This window comes from Intrasporangium calvum DSM 43043 (assembly GCF_000184685.1).
Classification (GTDB): domain Bacteria; phylum Actinomycetota; class Actinomycetes; order Actinomycetales; family Dermatophilaceae; genus Intrasporangium; species Intrasporangium calvum.
The window spans coordinates 3,597,789-3,613,408 of the sequence record NC_014830.1; the positions used below are offsets into that span (position 1 = coordinate 3,597,789).

Genomic DNA, 15,620 nt, shown 5'->3' on the forward strand with positions numbered 1-15,620 from the left:
CCACGAGGGCGTCAGACGGTGGCGCTCGCCTCGACTGCTTGGAGGTTGCGGTCCCGTGACTTGAGGGTGACGACGATGGCGGCCATGACGAGGACACCGGCTGCGAGGGCGACGAGGAAGAGGAGGAAGTTGCCGATGAGGGGCAGCACCCAGATCCCGCCGTGTGGGGCCCGCAGGGTCGTGCCGAAGGCCATCGCGAGGGCGCCGGTCACGGCCGACCCGACGACGGACGACGTGATGATCCTGAGCGGGTCGGCGGCAGCGAACGGGATGGCGCCTTCGGAGATGAAGGAGGCGCCGAGCAGCCAGGCCGCCTTGCCGTTCTCGCGCTCCGGCTCCGAGAAGAGCACCGGCCGGACCGTCGTGGCGAGCGCCATGGCGAGCGGCGCGACCATCCCGGCGGCCATCACCGCGGCCATGATCTTCAGCTGGGGCGCGTCGGTGGTCGCTCCGGCAGCCGTGAGACCGGTCGTCGCGAAGGCGTAGGCGACCTTGTTGACCGGGCCGCCGAGGTCGAAGCCCATCATCGCCCCGAGAATCAGCCCGAGGACGAGGGCGCTCGCGCCGGACATGCCCGTCAGCCACGAGTTGAGGCCGTCGGTGAGGCCCTTGATCGGCCGGCCGAGCACGGTGATGAACAGGCCCACGGTGATGAGCGAGGAGACGAGTGGGATCACCACGACGGGCATGACACCGCGGACGCCCTTGTGGACGTTCCACCCGGAGACCCACCGGGCCACGAAACCGCCGAGCAGGCCGGTGACGAGGCCACCGAGGAAGCCGGCGCCCATCGTCGCGGCGACGGACCCGCCGACGATGCCGGGGACGAGGCCGGGTCGGTCGGCGATGGCGAAGGCGATGAACCCGGACAGGATCGGCACGAGGAAGCCGAACGAGGCCGCCCCGATGACGAAGAGGAGCGCCGCCCAGGAGGTGAGGCTCAACGGGTTGAAGTTCTGGGTGATGTTGTAGTCGCCCTCGGCCGCGAGGCCGTACTTGACGATCTCGATGGCGCCCGACTCGCCGAGGGCGACCTGGGCGAGCATGAAGGACAGTGCGATGAGGATGCCACCAGCCGCGACGAACGGGATCATGTAGGAGACGCCGGTCATGAGCCACTGGCGCACCTTGGTCGCGGTGCTCGCGCCTTCCTCGACCTTCGAGACGAGTCCGCCGGAGGGGCCGGCAGCCGCTGCGGCCGCGACGGCCGCCGCGCGCTTGGCCGGGTCGGCGTCCCAGTCGGCGACGAGCTGCTCGGCCTGGGCGACGAGGGCCGGCCCGTCGGAGATGCCCTTCTTGACCCCGACGTCGACGAGCGGCTTGCCTGCGAAGCGCCCGGCGTCCTTGACCGGGAGGTCGTGCGCGAAGATCACGGCGTCGGCGGCCGCGATGTCTGCGGTGCTGATCGGCTTCGAGCCCGCGGACCCCTGGGTCTCGACGATCATCGTGTGGCCCGCCGCCTTGGCGGCGTTCTCGAGTCCTTCGGCCGCCATGTACGTGTGGGCGATGCCGGTCGGGCACGACGTGACCCCGACCAGGCGCAGGGACCGGGTGGGCGCCGCAGCACCCCTGACATCGTCCGTGTCGACGGGAGCCGCGTCGAGCTCCACCTCGGCGCTGACGATCCGCTCGACCTCCTCCTCCGAGGTGGCTGCCGCGAGGGCCTCCTTGAAGTCCTTCTTCATCAGGGCGCGGGCGAGCTTGGGCAGCACCTGCATGTGGGCCTCGCCGCCCCCCTCGGGGGCCGCGATGAGGAAGATCAGCCTCGCCGGGCCGTCCTTGGCGCCCCAGTCGATGCCGTCCGTGGAGCGCCCGAACACGAGCGCCGGCTCGGTGATCGCGGAGCTTCGGGCGTGCGGGATGCCGATGCCGCCGGGCAGCCCGGTCGCCATCGTCTCCTCACGTTTGCGGACATCGTCGAGGAAGGTGTCGAGGTCGGTGCAGCGGCCGGTCGCGACGAGTCGTTCGGCGAGCTTCCGGGTCGCTTCGTGGCGGTCGGCACCGGTGAGGTCGAGGACGACCTGCTGGGGGGTGATGAGGGACATGGCTTTCCTTTCGGCGCTTCAGTGGGCCAGGGTGCGGCTGAGGTCAGGGTCGTGGGTGAGCTGGACGGAGATGCCGCGCAGGTCCGCGGGGGCGGGGACGCGGCTTCCGGGGAGGGTGACGGCGGCGGCGCCCCAGAGGACGCCGGTCGCCAGGGCGTCGCCGGCGGGGAGGCCGCTCGACAGGGCGTGGAGCAGGCCGGCGAGCATGCAGTCGCCGGCCCCCACGGTGGACAGCGGAGCGGAGATGGTGGCCCGCGCATGGATGACCGACTCGGCGGTGACGAGTAGCGCACCGTCGGAGCCGAGGCTGACGGCGACGGTCTCGATGCCTTCGGTGACGAGGTCCCGCGCTGCGGCCCGGACGTCTTCCAGGGTGGGCAGGGAGTGGCCGACGAGCTCTGCCAGCTCTTCGTGGTTCGGCTTGACCAGGTGCGGGCGGGCGGCGACGGCCGCGGCGAGCGGGGCCCCCGACGAGTCGATGGCGACGCGGCCGCCACGACCGCGGACCCGCGTCACGAGAGTCGCGTAGAGATCGGCCGGCGCGCCAGGGGGGAGGCTGCCGCACCCGACGACCCACGCCGCCCCCGCGGACTGCTCGAGCGTGGTCGCCACCAGTGCCTCGACCTCGACGTCGGAGAGCACGGGTCCGGGCTCGTTGAGCTTGGTCGTCGTCCCGTCCGGCTCGAGGACGCTGATGTTCATCCGGACGGGTCCCGACACGGGCACGCCGCGATGGGCGACACCGGCCTCGTCGAGCAGCTCCTGGAGCAGGTGCCCCTCAGGCCCGCCCGTCGGCAGGACCGCCGTCGTCGCCGCGCCCTGGGCGGCCAGTGCGCGGGAGACGTTGACGCCCTTGCCGCCGGGGTCGACCCGGCTGCCGGTGGCACGGTGGACCGCCCCGCGGACGAGGTCGTCGACGAAGACCGCCCGGTCGATGCTCGGGTTCGGCGTCAGGGTGACGATCATGCCGTCACGACCTCGGGGCCGGCGGACCGGATCTCGGTCGCCACCTCGTCATCGAGGTCGGTGTCGGTGATGATGATGTCGACGTCGTCCAGGTCGGCGAAGCGGTGCAGGTGGGCGTCTCCGGCCTTGCTCGAGTCGGTGAGGACGATCGCGGTGCGGGCCGAGGCGACCATGGCGCGCTTGACGAGCGCCTCGGACTGGTCCGGCGTCGTCAGGCCGCGCGAGACCGACATCCCGTTGGTGCCGAGCAGGGCGACGTCGACGACGACGTCGGCGAGGGCGCGGACGGTCCAGTCACCGACGGCCGCCCCGGTCTGGCCGCGGACCCTGCCGCCCAGCAGGTAGAGCGAGACACCGGGGTGGCTCGCCAGCACGGCGGCAGCGGCAACGCTGTTGGTGAGCACGGTGAGGTCGAGGTCGGGCGGCAGCAGCTCGACGACGGCGAGGGTCGTGGAGCCGGAGTCGAGGATGATGCTGCCGCCTGACGGCAGCTCGTCGAGGGCGCGCGCGGCGATCCGTCGCTTGACGTCGGCCAGCCGCCCCGACTTCGTCGCGAGGGATGGCTCGACCTCCAGCCGCTCGACGGGGATCGCCCCCCCATGGACGCGTCGAAGCGAACCCCGGCGCTCCAGGGCCGTGAGGTCGCGGCGAATGGTCTCCGTCGCCACCCCGAGGTCGTCGGCCAGGGCCGCGACCTCGACGCGACCGGCCCGTCGCGCCTCGGCGATGATCCGCTGCTGCCGCTCCGCTGCGTACATCGGACTCCCTCATCCTCGGGCCGCGCAGTCAGGTTTGCGTCGGCCGTGGATCTAGGAGACCACAGACTCGGTCAGATGTAAATGGAAACGGGCACCCGTTTCTGTGGTTATTGTCGAATCAGGTGGAGTCAGGTGATCTTCTTGAGCCGGCCCCAGGCGTGCCAGCGATCGATCTCGATCCAGGCACTGACGCGGGTCCGCTCGCGCGTCCCGTAGGGCCGTCCGGTGTAGTGCCGGGCGATCCGGTCGATGTCGACGAGGCCCACGTCGTCGACCCACTCGGCGACCCGCCCCTGGATGCTGACGTGCGTGATCCAGTCCTGCGGGTCCATGGCACTCAGGCTGACGCGGGGATCGCGGCGCAGGTAGTCGATCCGCTTGCGTCCCGCGTCCATGTTGACGAGGATCCGGCCGTCCTCGTAGAGGTACCACGTCGGCACGGACACCGGCTGCCCGTCGGGACGAACCGTGCTGATGGTGGCGAAGTTCGGCTGGACGAGCAGGTCCTCGACCGGAGCCGGCAGCGGGGGTCTGGGCACGGCGCGTTCCTCTCGGTCGACGGCACCTCGACCTTACGCCCAGCCCGTACCACGGGCCTGCGGACGCCCTGTCGCACTGACCTGTCGGGCGGGTCAGTGTCGGTCATTGAACAACAAGCCGCAGTGACCCGTCAGGGGAATCAGTGTTGGTTACTGAACAACAAGCCGCACTGACCCGTCAGGCGGGTCAGTGCGGCAGTCGACGATGGGTTCCCCGCTGCGCTCTACGCCCAGCCGGCCCGACCCCGAACTGGGCGACCACGAACGAGCCGATCACGAACGGTCCGGACGCGGCTGACTGAGCTCAGCGGCATCCGGCGGGTTGGTCGGTGCTCTAGAAGCCCAGCTCGCGCGCGCCCTCAGCGGAGCAGTCGCGCAGGAACTGCGCGCAGCGCGCCTCCTCCTCGACCTCGCCGATGGCCCGCGCCGCTCGGGCGAGGGCCCCGAGCGACCTGAGGAAACCGCGGTTCGGCTCGTGTGACCAGGGGACCGGGCCCTGGCCGCGCCAGCCCGACTTGCGCAGCTGGTCGAGGGACCGGTGGTAGCCCGTCCGGGCGAAGGCGTAGGCCTCGACGTCCCGGCCGCCCGCGAGCGCGAGCTCCGCCAGGGTCGCCCAGGCCGCCGCCGAGGTGGGGATCGCCGCTGCCACCGCCGCAGGCTCCTCCCCCGCCGACAGGCGCGCCGTGGCGGGATCCTCGGGCAGCCGCGTCTCCGGGACGCCGAGCAGATTGCCGTCGCTCACGCGTGCGTCCCGGCCGAGCGGAGCGCCGCGCACGCCTCGACGACGCGGGCGGCCATGCCGGCCTCGGCGGCCTTGCCCCAGGCGCGGGGGTCGTACTGTTTCTTGTTGCCGACCTCGCCGTCGACCTTGAGGACGCCGGCGTAGTTGGCCAGCATCCAGTCGGCGACGGGGCGGGTGAAGGCGTACTGCGTGTCCGTGTCGACGTTCATCTTGATGACGCCGTAGTCGACCGCCGCCGAGATCTCCTCGGGCAGCGAGCCGGAGCCACCGTGGAAGACGAGGTCGAACGGATGCGCGTCGTCGCTGAGCCCGAGCTCCTTGGCTGCGGCCTGCTGGGCCTGGAGGAGGATCTCGGGACGCAGCTTGACGTTGCCCGGCTTGTAGACACCGTGGACGTTGCCGAAGGTGAGCGCCGTGAGGTACCGGCCGTTCTCACCCGCCCCCAGCGCCTGGATCGTGGCGACGGCGTCCGCGGGCGTCGAGTAGAGCTTGTCGTCGATCGCGCCCTCGACGCCGTCCTCCTCGCCGCCGACGACACCGACCTCGATCTCGAGGACGACGTTCGCTGCCTTGGCCAGCGCGAGCAGCTCCTGCGCGATCTCGAGGTTCTCGTCGAGGGGGACCGCCGAACCGTCCCACATGTGCGACTGGAACCACGGGGTACCGCCGGCCTTGACGCGCTCGGTCGACGCGGCGAGGAGGGGACGGACGAAGCCGTCGAGCTTGTCCTTCGGGCAGTGGTCGGTGTGCAGGGCGATGTTGACCGGGTAGCTCTTCGCGACCTCCTCGGCGTAGGCCGCGAAGGCGAGGGACCCGCTCACCATGTTCTTGACCGACGGGCCGGAGAGGTACTCCGCGCCACCGGTGGACACCTGGATGATGCCGTCGGACCCGGCGTCGGCGAAGCCCTTGAGGGCCGCGTTGAGCGTCTGCGAGGACGACACGTTGATGGCGGGGTACGCGAAGGAACCGGCCTTCGCGCGGTCGAGCATGGCGGCGTACACCTCAGGGGTGGCGATGGGCATTGCTTCTCCTGCGCGTGGGTGGAAGGGACCTGAGTCGGTCCCTCAAGAATCCTGCCACGTATGCCGCTGGGCCGGCAGGGTGCCCACCTGCCGGTGAGCGGGTGCTCGGCTCTGCCGATCGCTCTGGAGCAATCCGCCCTTCACAGGGCGTGGGTGTCATGGTGGAATCCGAGGCGTCATGTCGCTCTTCCGCAGCTCCTCGTCCCCTCGGCCCGCATCTCGGCTCTCCCCGACAGCGAGACACGCCCTCGCCGACGCCACGCGCGACGTCTACTGGACCGACCGGCCGGAGCTGCGGCCCGTCCCACGACCCCAGCTCACGGGACACGAGCACCGAGTCGACCTCCTCGTGGTCGGAGGTGGCTTCACCGGCCTCTGGGCGGCCATCCAGGCCAAGGAGGACCACCCGTCGCGGGACGTGCTCCTCCTCGAGGCCGGTCGCCTCGGCGTCGGGGCCAGTGGCCGCAACGGCGGCTTCGTCTCGCCGTCCCTGACCCACGGGCTCGCGCAGGGGATCGCGTTGTGGCCCTCCGAGATGGCCACGCTCGAGCGGCTGGGGTCAGAGAACTTCGCCGCCATCGAGCGGACGCTGGCCACCCACGACATCGACGCCGACTTCCACGTCCCCGGTGAGCTCACCCTGGCCCTGACCGAGCACCAGGTGCCCAGCGTGCGGGCAGCCTACGAACTGCGCCGCGCGCACGGCGTCGACGCCGAGTACCTCGACGCGGCTGCAGCAAGGGCGCGGGTGTCCTCACCCATGTACCGGGCGGGCATCTTCGAGCCGCACGTCGGCCTGCTCGACCCGGCGCGGCTCGTGTGGGGTCTGGCACGGACCAGCGAGTCGCTCGGAGTGCGCCTGCACGAGGACACCCGGGTGACGGGGTTCGAGACGGACGGCGCGGGCGTGCGGGTCCGCACCGAGTGGGGCAGCGTGCACGCCGGACGCGTCGTGATCGGGACCAACGCCTACCGCGGGGTGCTCAAGCGGTTCAACGCCTGGGTCCTCCCCGTTTACGACCACGTCCTCATGACCGAACCGCTCGCCCCAGACCAGCTCGCGTCGATCGGGTGGCAGGGCCGCGAGGGCCTCACCGACGCCGGCAACCAGTTCCACTACTACCGCCGCACGCTCGATGACCGGATCCTCTTCGGCGGCTATGACGCGAACTACTACTTCCCGGGCCGGATCGACGCGGCCCTGGAGCAGTCGGACACCTCGCACGGCCTGCTGGCGGAGCACTTCTTCGCGATCTTCCCGCAGCTCGAGGGGCTGCGGTTCACCCACCGCTGGGGCGGCGTCATCGACACGACCTCGCGCTTCACTCCGGTCTTCGGCACGGCGCTGCGCGGCCGGATGACCTACGCCGTCGGTTACACCGGGCTCGGGGTCGCCTCCACCCGCTTCGGCGCGAGAGTGGCACTCGACCTCGTCGACGGCCGGGACACCGAGGTCACCCGGCTGGAGATGGTGCGGCGCAAGCCGATTCCCTTCCCGCCCGAGCCGATCCGGTCGGCCGCCGTGCGCGCGACCCGGGCATCGCTCGCAGCCGAGGACCGCACCGGCCGACGCAACCTCTGGCTCCGGACCCTCGACCGGGTCGGGGTCGGCTTCGACTCCTGACCCGTCGAAACAGCAGGGGTGAAGCTGCTCTTTCGATCGTCAGAGGACCGTGAGGTCCCGGGGGCGTTGGTTGAACGACTCGACGCCGTCCTCGGTCACCACGACGATGTCCTCGATGCGGGCGCCCCACCGACCCGGGAAGACGATGCAGGGCTCGACGCTGAAGGTCATCCCCGGCTCGAGGCGCAGGTCGTTCCCCTCGACGATGTAGGGCTCCTCGTGGACGTCGAGACCGATCCCGTGCCCTGTCCGATGGATGAAGTGGTCGCCCAGGCCCGCCTCGACGAGGACCAGCCGGGCCGCGCGGTCGACCTCCTGGCAGGTCACGCCCGGCCGCACCGCAGCCACCGCGGCCTCCTGGGACGCCCGTAACGCGGCGTAGGCGGAGGGCACGTCGGGCAGCGAAGCCTGCCCAGCGGCATACGTCCTGGTGCTGTCCGAGCAGTAGCCCGAGGGAAGCGGCCCGCCGATGTCGACCACGACGACGTCCCCGGGCTCGACGACACGGTCGGAGACCCCGTGATGCGGGCTCGACCCGTTGGGGCCCGAGCCGACGATGACGAACTCGGCTGCAGCGTGGCCTTCCTCGACGATCGACGCGGCGATGTCGGCGCCGATCTCGCGCTCGGTGCGCCCGGGCCGCAACCACTCGGCCATGCGGCCGTGGACACGGTCGATGGCTGCCCCCGCGGCGCGCAGCTCGGCCAGCTCCTCCGGCGTCTTGCGCATCCGCAGCTCGCGGACGATCGGCCAGGCCGGCCGCTGGTCCGTCGCCCCGGCGTCGCGCAGCTGGAACAGGTGCAGCGCAGTCGTCGTGTCGGAGAAGGCGATCGGTCCGCGCTCGAGGCCCGCCAGGGCGAGGACGTGCGCGTTCTGGCCGTCGACCCACGGGCGCACGTCGATGCCGAGGTCGTCGAAGGGATCCTGCCCCAGACCCGCGAGCTCGAGCTTCGGGACGACGAAGTGCGGCGGCACGGCCGGATCAGCCGGGACGACGAGAGCGGTGAGACGCTCGAACGACGCCCCGCCGATCCCGATGAGGTAGCGCAGGTCCGAGCCCGGGGACACGACGACCGCCGAGACCCCGGCAGCCCGGGTCAGGGCCCTGAGCCGGCCCATCCGGTCGCGCGCCGTCGGGACGTCCAGAGCCGAGGAGAGCACACCCATGCACCCGACCCTACGACGGCCGCGGTCAGTCCTCGATGCGGAAGCCGACCTTGACCGTCACCTGGTAGTGCGCGATCCGGCCCTCCTCCAGGTGTCCGCGGACTCCGACGACCTCGAACCAGTCGAGGCCACGCATCGTCTTGTTCGCCCGCGCGATCGCCCCGGTGACGGCGTCATCGATGGAGGACTCTGACGTTCCGACGATCTCGCTGATGCCGTAGGTGTGCCCTGCCATGCTGGTTCCTCTCGTCGTCACCACTCGCCGACGTCGTCGTCGGAGTCTCCATCGTGGCCGCGGAGCCGACCCCGGTCAACGGGCCCACGGGCCTCCGTGCCGGCTGGTCGTCGCGAACTGCTCTCTCGATGGTCAGGGCACCTGGCCGAAGACGTGGCGGCGCACCCACGCGTGCATCGCGATCGCCGCCGCCGCGCCCGCGTTGATCGAGCGGGTCGAGCCGAACTGCTCGATGTGCAGGACGACCTCGCACTCCGCCCGCATCGCGGCCGACAGGCCCGGTCCCTCCTGACCGAAGACGAGGACGCAGTGCCGGGGCAGGTCCCAGGTCTCCACCGGCACCGAGCCCGGCAGGTTGTCGATGCCGACGATCGCGAGGCCCCCGCTGCGCGCCCACTCGGCGAACGACCCGGCGTCGGGGTGGTGGTGCTCGTGCTGGTAGCGGTCGGTCACCATCGCGCCGCGTCGGTTCCACCTCCGTCGGCCGACGATGTGGAAGGCCTTGGCGTTCATCGCGTTGGCCGTGCGGATCACCGAGCCGATGTTGAAGTCGTGGCCCCAGTTCTCGACCGCAACGTGGAAGTCGTGGCGACGCAGGTCGAGGTCGGCGACGATGGCCTCGTGGCGCCAGTAGCGGTAGGCGTCGACGACGTTGCGTCGGTCGCCCTGGGCGAGCAGCTCCGGGTCCCAGCGGTCACCGGCCGGCCAGGCACCCTCCCAGGGGCCGACCCCGACCGCGGTGTCGACACCCGGCTCGTCCTCGCGGTTGGTCACGCCGTCAGGGTAGTGCGCGGTTCTGCGCCGCCCGCCGTGGCGCTTACCCTTGAGCCCATGCATGCCCTCGCCACCCTCGCGCCCACGCTCGGCCCTGACTGGATGGACCCCGCGTACCTGCTCAACCAGTACGGCGCGGCGTTCTTCTGGATCTCCCTCGCGATCATCTTCGTCGAGTGCGGCCTGCTCTTCCCCATCCTCCCCGGCGACTCGCTCCTCTTCGCGGTCGGGCTGTTCATCGCGATCGGCGAGGTGCACATCAACATCGGGGTCGCCATCGCGGCCCTCTGCGTGGCGGCCTTCGCGGGCAACGTCACCGGCTACGAGATCGGCCGCGCCATCGGGCACCCGCTGTACGAGCGCGACGGCCGCTTCGTCAACAAGGCCAACTTCGACAAGACGACCGCCTTCTTCGACAAGCACGGCAACAAGGCGCTCGTCATCGGCCGCTTCGTGCCGATCGTGCGGACCTTCATCACCGTCGTCGCCGGGGTGAGCCGGATGGAGCGGCGCCGGTTCTTCACCTGGAGCGCCGTCGGGGCCGTCCTCTGGGCGGCCGGCATCACCCTGCTCGGCTACTTCCTCGGCGGGGCCTTCCCGTGGCTGCAGGACAAGCTCGAGGTCGCCATCCTGCTCATCGTCGGGGTCTCGGTGCTGCCGATGGTCTTCGAGTACCTCAAGCACCGCCGCGAGGCGAACGCCATCGCGCGGGAGCTGGGCGAGGCGGCCGAGGAGGTCGTCGAGGAGGTCGCCGAGGAGGTCGCCGACGGCGACGAGGGCAGGCGGGTCTGAGACGCCACCACCGACGAAGGGGCCGTATGCCGCTGAGCTGAGTCAGCGGCATACGGCCCCTTCTCCGTCGGCTCAGAAGGTGCCGCAGTTGGACTGCACGGTCCGGCCCGCGAAGACGTCGTCGAGGAAGGCCAGCGACCAGCCGTAGCTCGTCAGGAAGCCACCGACGTGCCCCGGGCCGAGGCTGGGCTGGAACCGGACGTCCGCGCCCTGGGCGCACCACCGCTGTGCGACGCCGCGTCCCGCCTCGAACGGGATGACGTCGTCGGTGTAGCTGTGGATGACCAGGGTCGGGACGCTCGGCTTGAGCCCGACGCCGAGGCGCTGCGCCTGGACGACGCCGGCCAGCCACGGCTCGCGCATGTGGTCGATGATGGGCCGCCCGTCGACCGTGAGCGAGCTGGACTTCGTGAAGGCGTGCTCGAACATCGACTCGACGGTGCACTCGTTCTCGAGCTCACCCATCAGGGCGATGCCCTTGGCGTTGGCGAACTGCTCCAGGGCGACGTCGTACGTGTCGGTGATGGAGCGGATGGCGTAGCCCATGAAGCCGACGTAGAAGGTGCCGTCGAGCTTCTCGGCGACCATCTCGAGGTCACCGGGGACACCTCCCGCGGCCGCGCCGACGACCTTGAGCTCAGGCGCATAGCTGGGGGCCAGCTCCGCGGCCGCGGCCGAGGCGCCACCGCCCTGCGAGTACCCCGTCAGGGCGATCGGTGAGGCCGTCGTCAGGCCGGTGTCGGGCAGCCGGAGAGCAGCCCGCGCCGCATCGAGCACGGCATGGCCCTGGGCCTCACGAATCATGTAGGAGTGGATCCCCGGCGTGCCGAGCCCCTCGTAGTCGACCACTGCCACGACGTAGCCGCGCAGGATGAGGCCGGCGATGAAGGGACCTTCGTACTCGAGGCCCGAGGCCATCAGCTTCGACGGGGCGCACTGGTCGCCCAGCCCCTGGGTGCCGGGTGCCCACGCGACGAGTGGCCTCGGTCCGCTGCCCGCCCACGCCGCCTTGGGCACGATGAGCTGGCCGGTGACGGCGACCGGCGTGCCGAACGTGTCGGTCGTGCGGTACATCATCCGGGTGACCGTGGCGTTGACCTTGGTGACCTTGAGCGGGTCGACGTAGAAGCTCGACGCCTCGGTGCGGACGATGTCGCCGTTGTCGGGTCCGAGGGTGGCCGGTGCCGTGTAGAACGCCTCCCCCGCTGCGTCGTTGCCGCAGAGGAACGTCGCGTCTGCCCAGTCCGCGTGGTCCTTGTCGATCCCGTCACCTTGGTCGTCGACGACGAGGTCGACGTAGGACGCACCGCTGATCGGGGCGATGAGCGAGTACGTCGCGCTGCTCCCTGTCAGGCGCGGTGACTCGACCACCTGGACCCCGTCGACGTAGACGTGGAAGGACGCCGAGCCGAGCCAGCCGACCTCCTCGTCGAGACCGACCTTCGCCGTGAACGACGTGCACGCGTTGCCGACGAAGTATCGGATGCGCGACTCTGAGTGGACCCCGAGGCCCTTGCTGTAGGTCGTCGAACCGAGCTTGAGCGGACGCCCGTCGCCCGCCGCTCGCTCACCGTTGGACAGGTCCTTCTCGACCGGCCCCCAGCCGTTGGTCGCGCTGACCCACGGCAGGTCGCTGACCGGCCCCGTGGCGGTCGGCGCGCTCAGCGGACCGTGGTCCGCCGCGGCTCCGTCACCGGAGCACTCGAACTTCGCGCCGGCCCAGTCGGCGTGGTCCTCCGTCGTGCCGTCGCCGCCCGACGTGACGACCAGGTCGACGTAGGTCGCTCCGTCGACGTCGGCCATGATGCGGCCCACGGCTGACGATCCGGTGAGGATGCCGGTCTGGGCGACCAGCGAACCGTCGGCGATGACGCTGAAGGCGACGGAGCCGGCGCTGCCGACCTCGGCGTCGATGCCGACGTCGGAGATGAAGGTCTCGCAGTTGCGTCCCAGGTGGTAGCGGACCACGGAGTCCGCGTGGACCCCGAGACCCTTCGAGTACTTGTGCTCGAGGTAGATCGAGCGTCCGTCCCCGGCCGCCGAGCCGCCGTTGGACCGGTCCCGCTCGACCGGGCCCAGGCCGTTCGTGGCGGAGACCCAGGCCAGGTCACTGGCGAAGGCGTCGGTGGTGGGGGCCGCGGGTTCCGCGGCCTGTGCAGGGCCGCCCGAGCCGAGCGCCGCGAGGGCGGCGACGGTGAGGGCGGTGAGGGCGGGTGCGGCGCGTCGTTGCGTTCGCATCGGATGCAGGTCCTCCTTGACCTCGAGCCACCGGCGGTCATGGAGGGGCGCCACCGTTGGCTACCCCGCGTAAGATACTGGTCAGTAGAACAAAGGGGAAGAGGTCGCCTTGGGCGCTCCTCGGACGCTGGTCAGGCGAGGCAGGCGGTCGGCCCGGTCACCGGAGCCGGGCCATCACCAGTCGAGGGAGCCCTTGAACCGGCTGCGCCGGTCGTCGGTGAGCTGGCGGTGGTGTCCCGAGGCGATGGTGTGCAGCCAGATCTCGGACCACTCGTCCTCCTCGCCGCGGGTGAAGGCGAGGAGTCGGCCGTCGCGGGAGAAGACCGGGCCGAAGTCCCTCAGGGTCGGCTCGGCCGGGCCGGGGCCGGCGACGAGGTCGAGCGAGGAGGTCGCGATCGTGAGGATGCCCACGCGTCCGGGCCCGCCGTCGGTCCAGGTGGACACGGCGATGCGGTCACCGCTCGGTGACCAGTCGGGAGTTGCGGCGAGGGTCTCGGCAGACGTGACGAAGGTGAAGCCGGCACGCACCACCGGGCTGCCGGTCGAGCGCGCCATCCCCACCGCTGCCGCCGGGATGACGGCGATGGAGTAGCGCGGGCTCGGGCCGGCCTCCTCCGTGTAGCCCACCGCGAGGCCGGCACTCGGGTGCCAGGAGATGCTCCCGATGGATCCGCCGAGGCCGACGTCGGTGATCCGGGTGACCGTCACGGTCGCCGTGTCGACGCAGAAGACGTCGGCCCGTGCGTCCTGGGTGCCGGGTTCCACGATGCCGAGATAGAGGATCGTGTCGTCGTCCAACCACTCGGGGCTGTGCCCCGGGACCAGGTTCTGAAGCACCGCTCCGGTGGCCCGGTCGATGACGGCGATCCTCGACTCCTCGCCACCGGTCGCCGTGTGGATCGCGAGGGACGTGTGCGTCGGCGACCACGCCGGGTCGCGGTCGCTCTTCATCTCGGCGAGCGAGCGGTCGTCGGTGATCCGCCGCACGGTCCCGGTGAGGACCGACACGGTGAAGATGTCCTCCTGGGCCGTGGTCTCACCGTCGACCGGCCCGGTGGTGGGGATGGCGTAGGAGAAGTAGGCGATCTCGCGGAAGAACCATGGCGGCAGCTTGGAGGAGACGCCGGGCGGGCGCCGGATCGGGAACGTCACCGACGGCTTGAACCGGTCGACCGGGAGGCGGCTCGCCACCTCGTCGATGCCGGGAACCGTGAACCGCCTGACCACGCCGGCCTACTCGCTCGGAGGGTGGCGGTCCACTGTCGGGTCGGGCGCCTGCGCCTGCGGGAGGCCGCTCGCACTCTGGCTCGGGCCGGGCTGCGTCGGGCCGGTCACCGCCCCGGGCTGGGTCGAGGGCCCGCCGACCACGGGCGGCGTGGGGGCGCCGCCGAAGGAGCCGGGAGTCTGGTTGCCGAAGCTCACGTCGGGGACCTGCGCCTCGACCGCGGACGTCTCGAAGTACTCGGCCCGCTTGATGCCGGCCGCGTTGGCGATGACGTTCGTGGGGACCGACTCGACCTTGGTGTTGAGGTCGCGGACGAGCGCGTTGTAGTAGCGCCGGGAGCTCGCGATGCGGTCCTCGGTGCTGGTCAGCTCGGTCTGCAGGGCCTGGAAGCTCTGGTTGGCCTTGAGGTCCGGGTAGGCCTCGCTCACGGCGATGAGCCGGCCGAGCGCCTGGCTCAGCATCCCCTCTGACTGCGCGGCCTGGGCCGGGGTCTGGCCGCCGGCCATCGCAGCCGACCGGGCGCGCATGACCTCCTCCAGGGTCGCCCGCTCATGGGTCGCATAGCCCTTGACCGTCTCGACGAGGTTGGGAATGAGGTCGTGTCGACGCTTCAGCTCGACGTCGATCTGGCGCCAGCCCTCCTCCACCTTGTTGCGCAGCGCGATGAGGCCGTTGTAGAGCGCGACTCCCCAGAGGACGAGGAGGACGACGACTGCGAGCAGGATCCAGACGACGGTGGGCATGGGCTCTCCCCAGGTCAGTGGTCAGTGCTCTCGATCCTAGTCCGAGCGGGAGCGACCACGGCCGCCGCGCGGGGTCGGCTCGGTGCGGGGGCGACCCTCTCGAGATCCTCCTCGAGGTGCTCGAGTGAAAGGGAGGACCCGGGGCGCGTCAGGCCAGACCGAGGTCCTCGAGGGAGTAGGCGAAGCGGTACTCGACTCCGGCCTCGTCCCGGATCCGCTGACCGGCGCCGGTCGCGCGGTCGGCGATCGTCGCCACGGCGACGGGGTTGGCTCCCGCCTCGCGCACCGCCTCGACGGCGTCGAGCGGCGAGTTGCCTGTCGTCGTGGTGTCCTCGACGACGAGCACGTCCCGGCCGCTGACCGACGGGCCCTCGATGCGCTGCTGCAGACCGTGCGCCTTGCCGGCCTTGCGCACCACGAACGCGTCGAGACGGCCGCCGGCGGCCGCGGCGGCGTGGAGCATCGCGGTCGCGACCGGGTCCGCGCCGAGCGTGAGGCCGCCGACGGCCGAGTAGTCGAGGTCCTTCGTCAGGTCCCGCATGACGATGCCGACGAGGGGTGCCGCCTCGCCGTCGAGCGAGATCCGCCGCAGGTCGACGTAGTAGTCGGCCTCCGTGCCGGAGCTGAGGGTCACACGTCCGTGGACGATGGCGCGTTCCCTGATCAGCTCGAGGAGTCGGGCGCGGGCGGTGGCAACGTCGGTCTGCGGCTCAGTCACAAGGCTTCATCGTATGCCGCTGGGCTCGC

At 71.1% G+C, this 15,620-nt stretch carries 15 protein-coding genes; 2 read left to right on the top strand and 13 right to left on the bottom strand.

The genetic code is table 11. The features are described from left to right. Positions 1-11 precede the first annotated feature (11 nt). The 6 genes from INTCA_RS16460 to fbaA all read right to left on the bottom strand — a co-directional run bounded on the left by INTCA_RS16460 (position 12) and on the right by fbaA (position 6,075). Entirely contained in the window at positions 12-2,045 is a 2,034-nt protein-coding gene (locus INTCA_RS16460) for a PTS fructose transporter subunit IIABC (RefSeq protein WP_013494055.1), read from the bottom strand. An 18-nt stretch (positions 2,046-2,063) separates the two neighbouring features. Beyond that, positions 2,064-3,011 carry a 1-phosphofructokinase gene (pfkB, locus tag INTCA_RS16465; RefSeq protein WP_013494056.1) on the bottom strand — a complete coding sequence of 316 codons (948 nt, stop codon included), beginning with the start codon at positions 3,009-3,011 and terminating at the stop codon, positions 2,064-2,066. Then, positions 3,008-3,769, bottom strand: a complete 762-nt coding sequence (locus INTCA_RS16470) for a DeoR/GlpR family DNA-binding transcription regulator (RefSeq protein ID WP_013494057.1) — start codon at positions 3,767-3,769, stop codon at positions 3,008-3,010. The genes pfkB and INTCA_RS16470 overlap by 4 nt, the downstream gene beginning before the upstream one ends. A 128-nt stretch (positions 3,770-3,897) precedes the next feature. After that, positions 3,898-4,308 carry a TIGR03618 family F420-dependent PPOX class oxidoreductase gene (locus tag INTCA_RS16475; protein ID WP_013494058.1) on the bottom strand — a complete coding sequence of 137 codons (411 nt, stop codon included), beginning with the start codon at positions 4,306-4,308 and terminating at the stop codon, positions 3,898-3,900. Positions 4,309-4,642: 334 nt separating this feature from the next. Beyond that, positions 4,643-5,050, bottom strand: a complete 408-nt coding sequence (locus INTCA_RS16480; protein WP_013494059.1) for a DUF3151 domain-containing protein — start codon at positions 5,048-5,050, stop codon at positions 4,643-4,645. Beyond that, positions 5,047-6,075 carry a class II fructose-bisphosphate aldolase gene (fbaA, locus tag INTCA_RS16485; RefSeq protein ID WP_013494060.1) on the bottom strand — a complete coding sequence of 343 codons (1,029 nt, stop codon included), beginning with the start codon at positions 6,073-6,075 and terminating at the stop codon, positions 5,047-5,049. The genes INTCA_RS16480 and fbaA overlap by 4 nt, the downstream gene beginning before the upstream one ends. A 178-nt stretch (positions 6,076-6,253) precedes the next feature. Between fbaA and INTCA_RS16490 the strand changes: the two genes are divergently transcribed. After that, positions 6,254-7,699 carry an NAD(P)/FAD-dependent oxidoreductase gene (locus INTCA_RS16490; protein WP_013494061.1) on the top strand — a complete coding sequence of 482 codons (1,446 nt, stop codon included), beginning with the start codon at positions 6,254-6,256 and terminating at the stop codon, positions 7,697-7,699. A gap of 39 nt (positions 7,700-7,738) precedes the next feature. Here INTCA_RS16490 and INTCA_RS16495 read toward each other — a convergent pair whose 3' ends face one another. The 3 genes from INTCA_RS16495 to INTCA_RS16505 all read right to left on the bottom strand — a co-directional run bounded on the left by INTCA_RS16495 (position 7,739) and on the right by INTCA_RS16505 (position 9,938). Beyond that, on the bottom strand, positions 7,739-8,866 hold the full coding sequence (locus INTCA_RS16495; protein ID WP_013494062.1) for a M24 family metallopeptidase: 1,128 nt from the start codon (positions 8,864-8,866) through the stop codon (positions 7,739-7,741). A gap of 25 nt (positions 8,867-8,891) precedes the next feature. Continuing rightward, complete coding sequence (locus tag INTCA_RS16500) at positions 8,892-9,101, bottom strand: dodecin (protein ID WP_013494063.1); 210 nt, start codon at positions 9,099-9,101, stop codon at positions 8,892-8,894. A gap of 132 nt (positions 9,102-9,233) precedes the next feature. Continuing rightward, the gene (locus tag INTCA_RS16505) at positions 9,234-9,938 is read right to left on the bottom strand and encodes a TrmH family RNA methyltransferase (protein ID WP_013494064.1); all 705 of its coding nucleotides are present in this window, start codon (positions 9,936-9,938) and stop codon (positions 9,234-9,236) included. Here INTCA_RS16505 and INTCA_RS16510 point away from each other — a divergent pair. Further along, a complete protein-coding gene (locus tag INTCA_RS16510; protein WP_013494065.1) occupies positions 9,933-10,667 on the top strand; it encodes a DedA family protein in 735 nt (244 codons plus the stop codon). The genes INTCA_RS16505 and INTCA_RS16510 overlap by 6 nt on opposite strands. A 72-nt stretch (positions 10,668-10,739) precedes the next feature. On the opposite strand, the gene INTCA_RS16515 is transcribed toward INTCA_RS16510, so the two are convergent. The 4 genes from INTCA_RS16515 to pyrE form a co-directional block, all read right to left on the bottom strand. Next, positions 10,740-12,905 carry an NPCBM/NEW2 domain-containing protein gene (locus tag INTCA_RS16515; protein WP_013494066.1) on the bottom strand — a complete coding sequence of 722 codons (2,166 nt, stop codon included), beginning with the start codon at positions 12,903-12,905 and terminating at the stop codon, positions 10,740-10,742. 174 nt (positions 12,906-13,079) lie between these two features. Next, positions 13,080-14,132 carry a TolB family protein gene (locus INTCA_RS16520; RefSeq protein WP_013494067.1) on the bottom strand — a complete coding sequence of 351 codons (1,053 nt, stop codon included), beginning with the start codon at positions 14,130-14,132 and terminating at the stop codon, positions 13,080-13,082. Between the two features lie 6 nt (positions 14,133-14,138). Further along, a complete protein-coding gene (locus tag INTCA_RS16525) occupies positions 14,139-14,873 on the bottom strand; it encodes a LemA family protein (protein ID WP_013494068.1) in 735 nt (244 codons plus the stop codon). 148 nt (positions 14,874-15,021) lie between these two features. Further along, the gene (gene pyrE / locus INTCA_RS16530) at positions 15,022-15,591 is read right to left on the bottom strand and encodes an orotate phosphoribosyltransferase (RefSeq protein ID WP_013494069.1); all 570 of its coding nucleotides are present in this window, start codon (positions 15,589-15,591) and stop codon (positions 15,022-15,024) included. Positions 15,592-15,620: the final 29 nt, after the last annotated feature.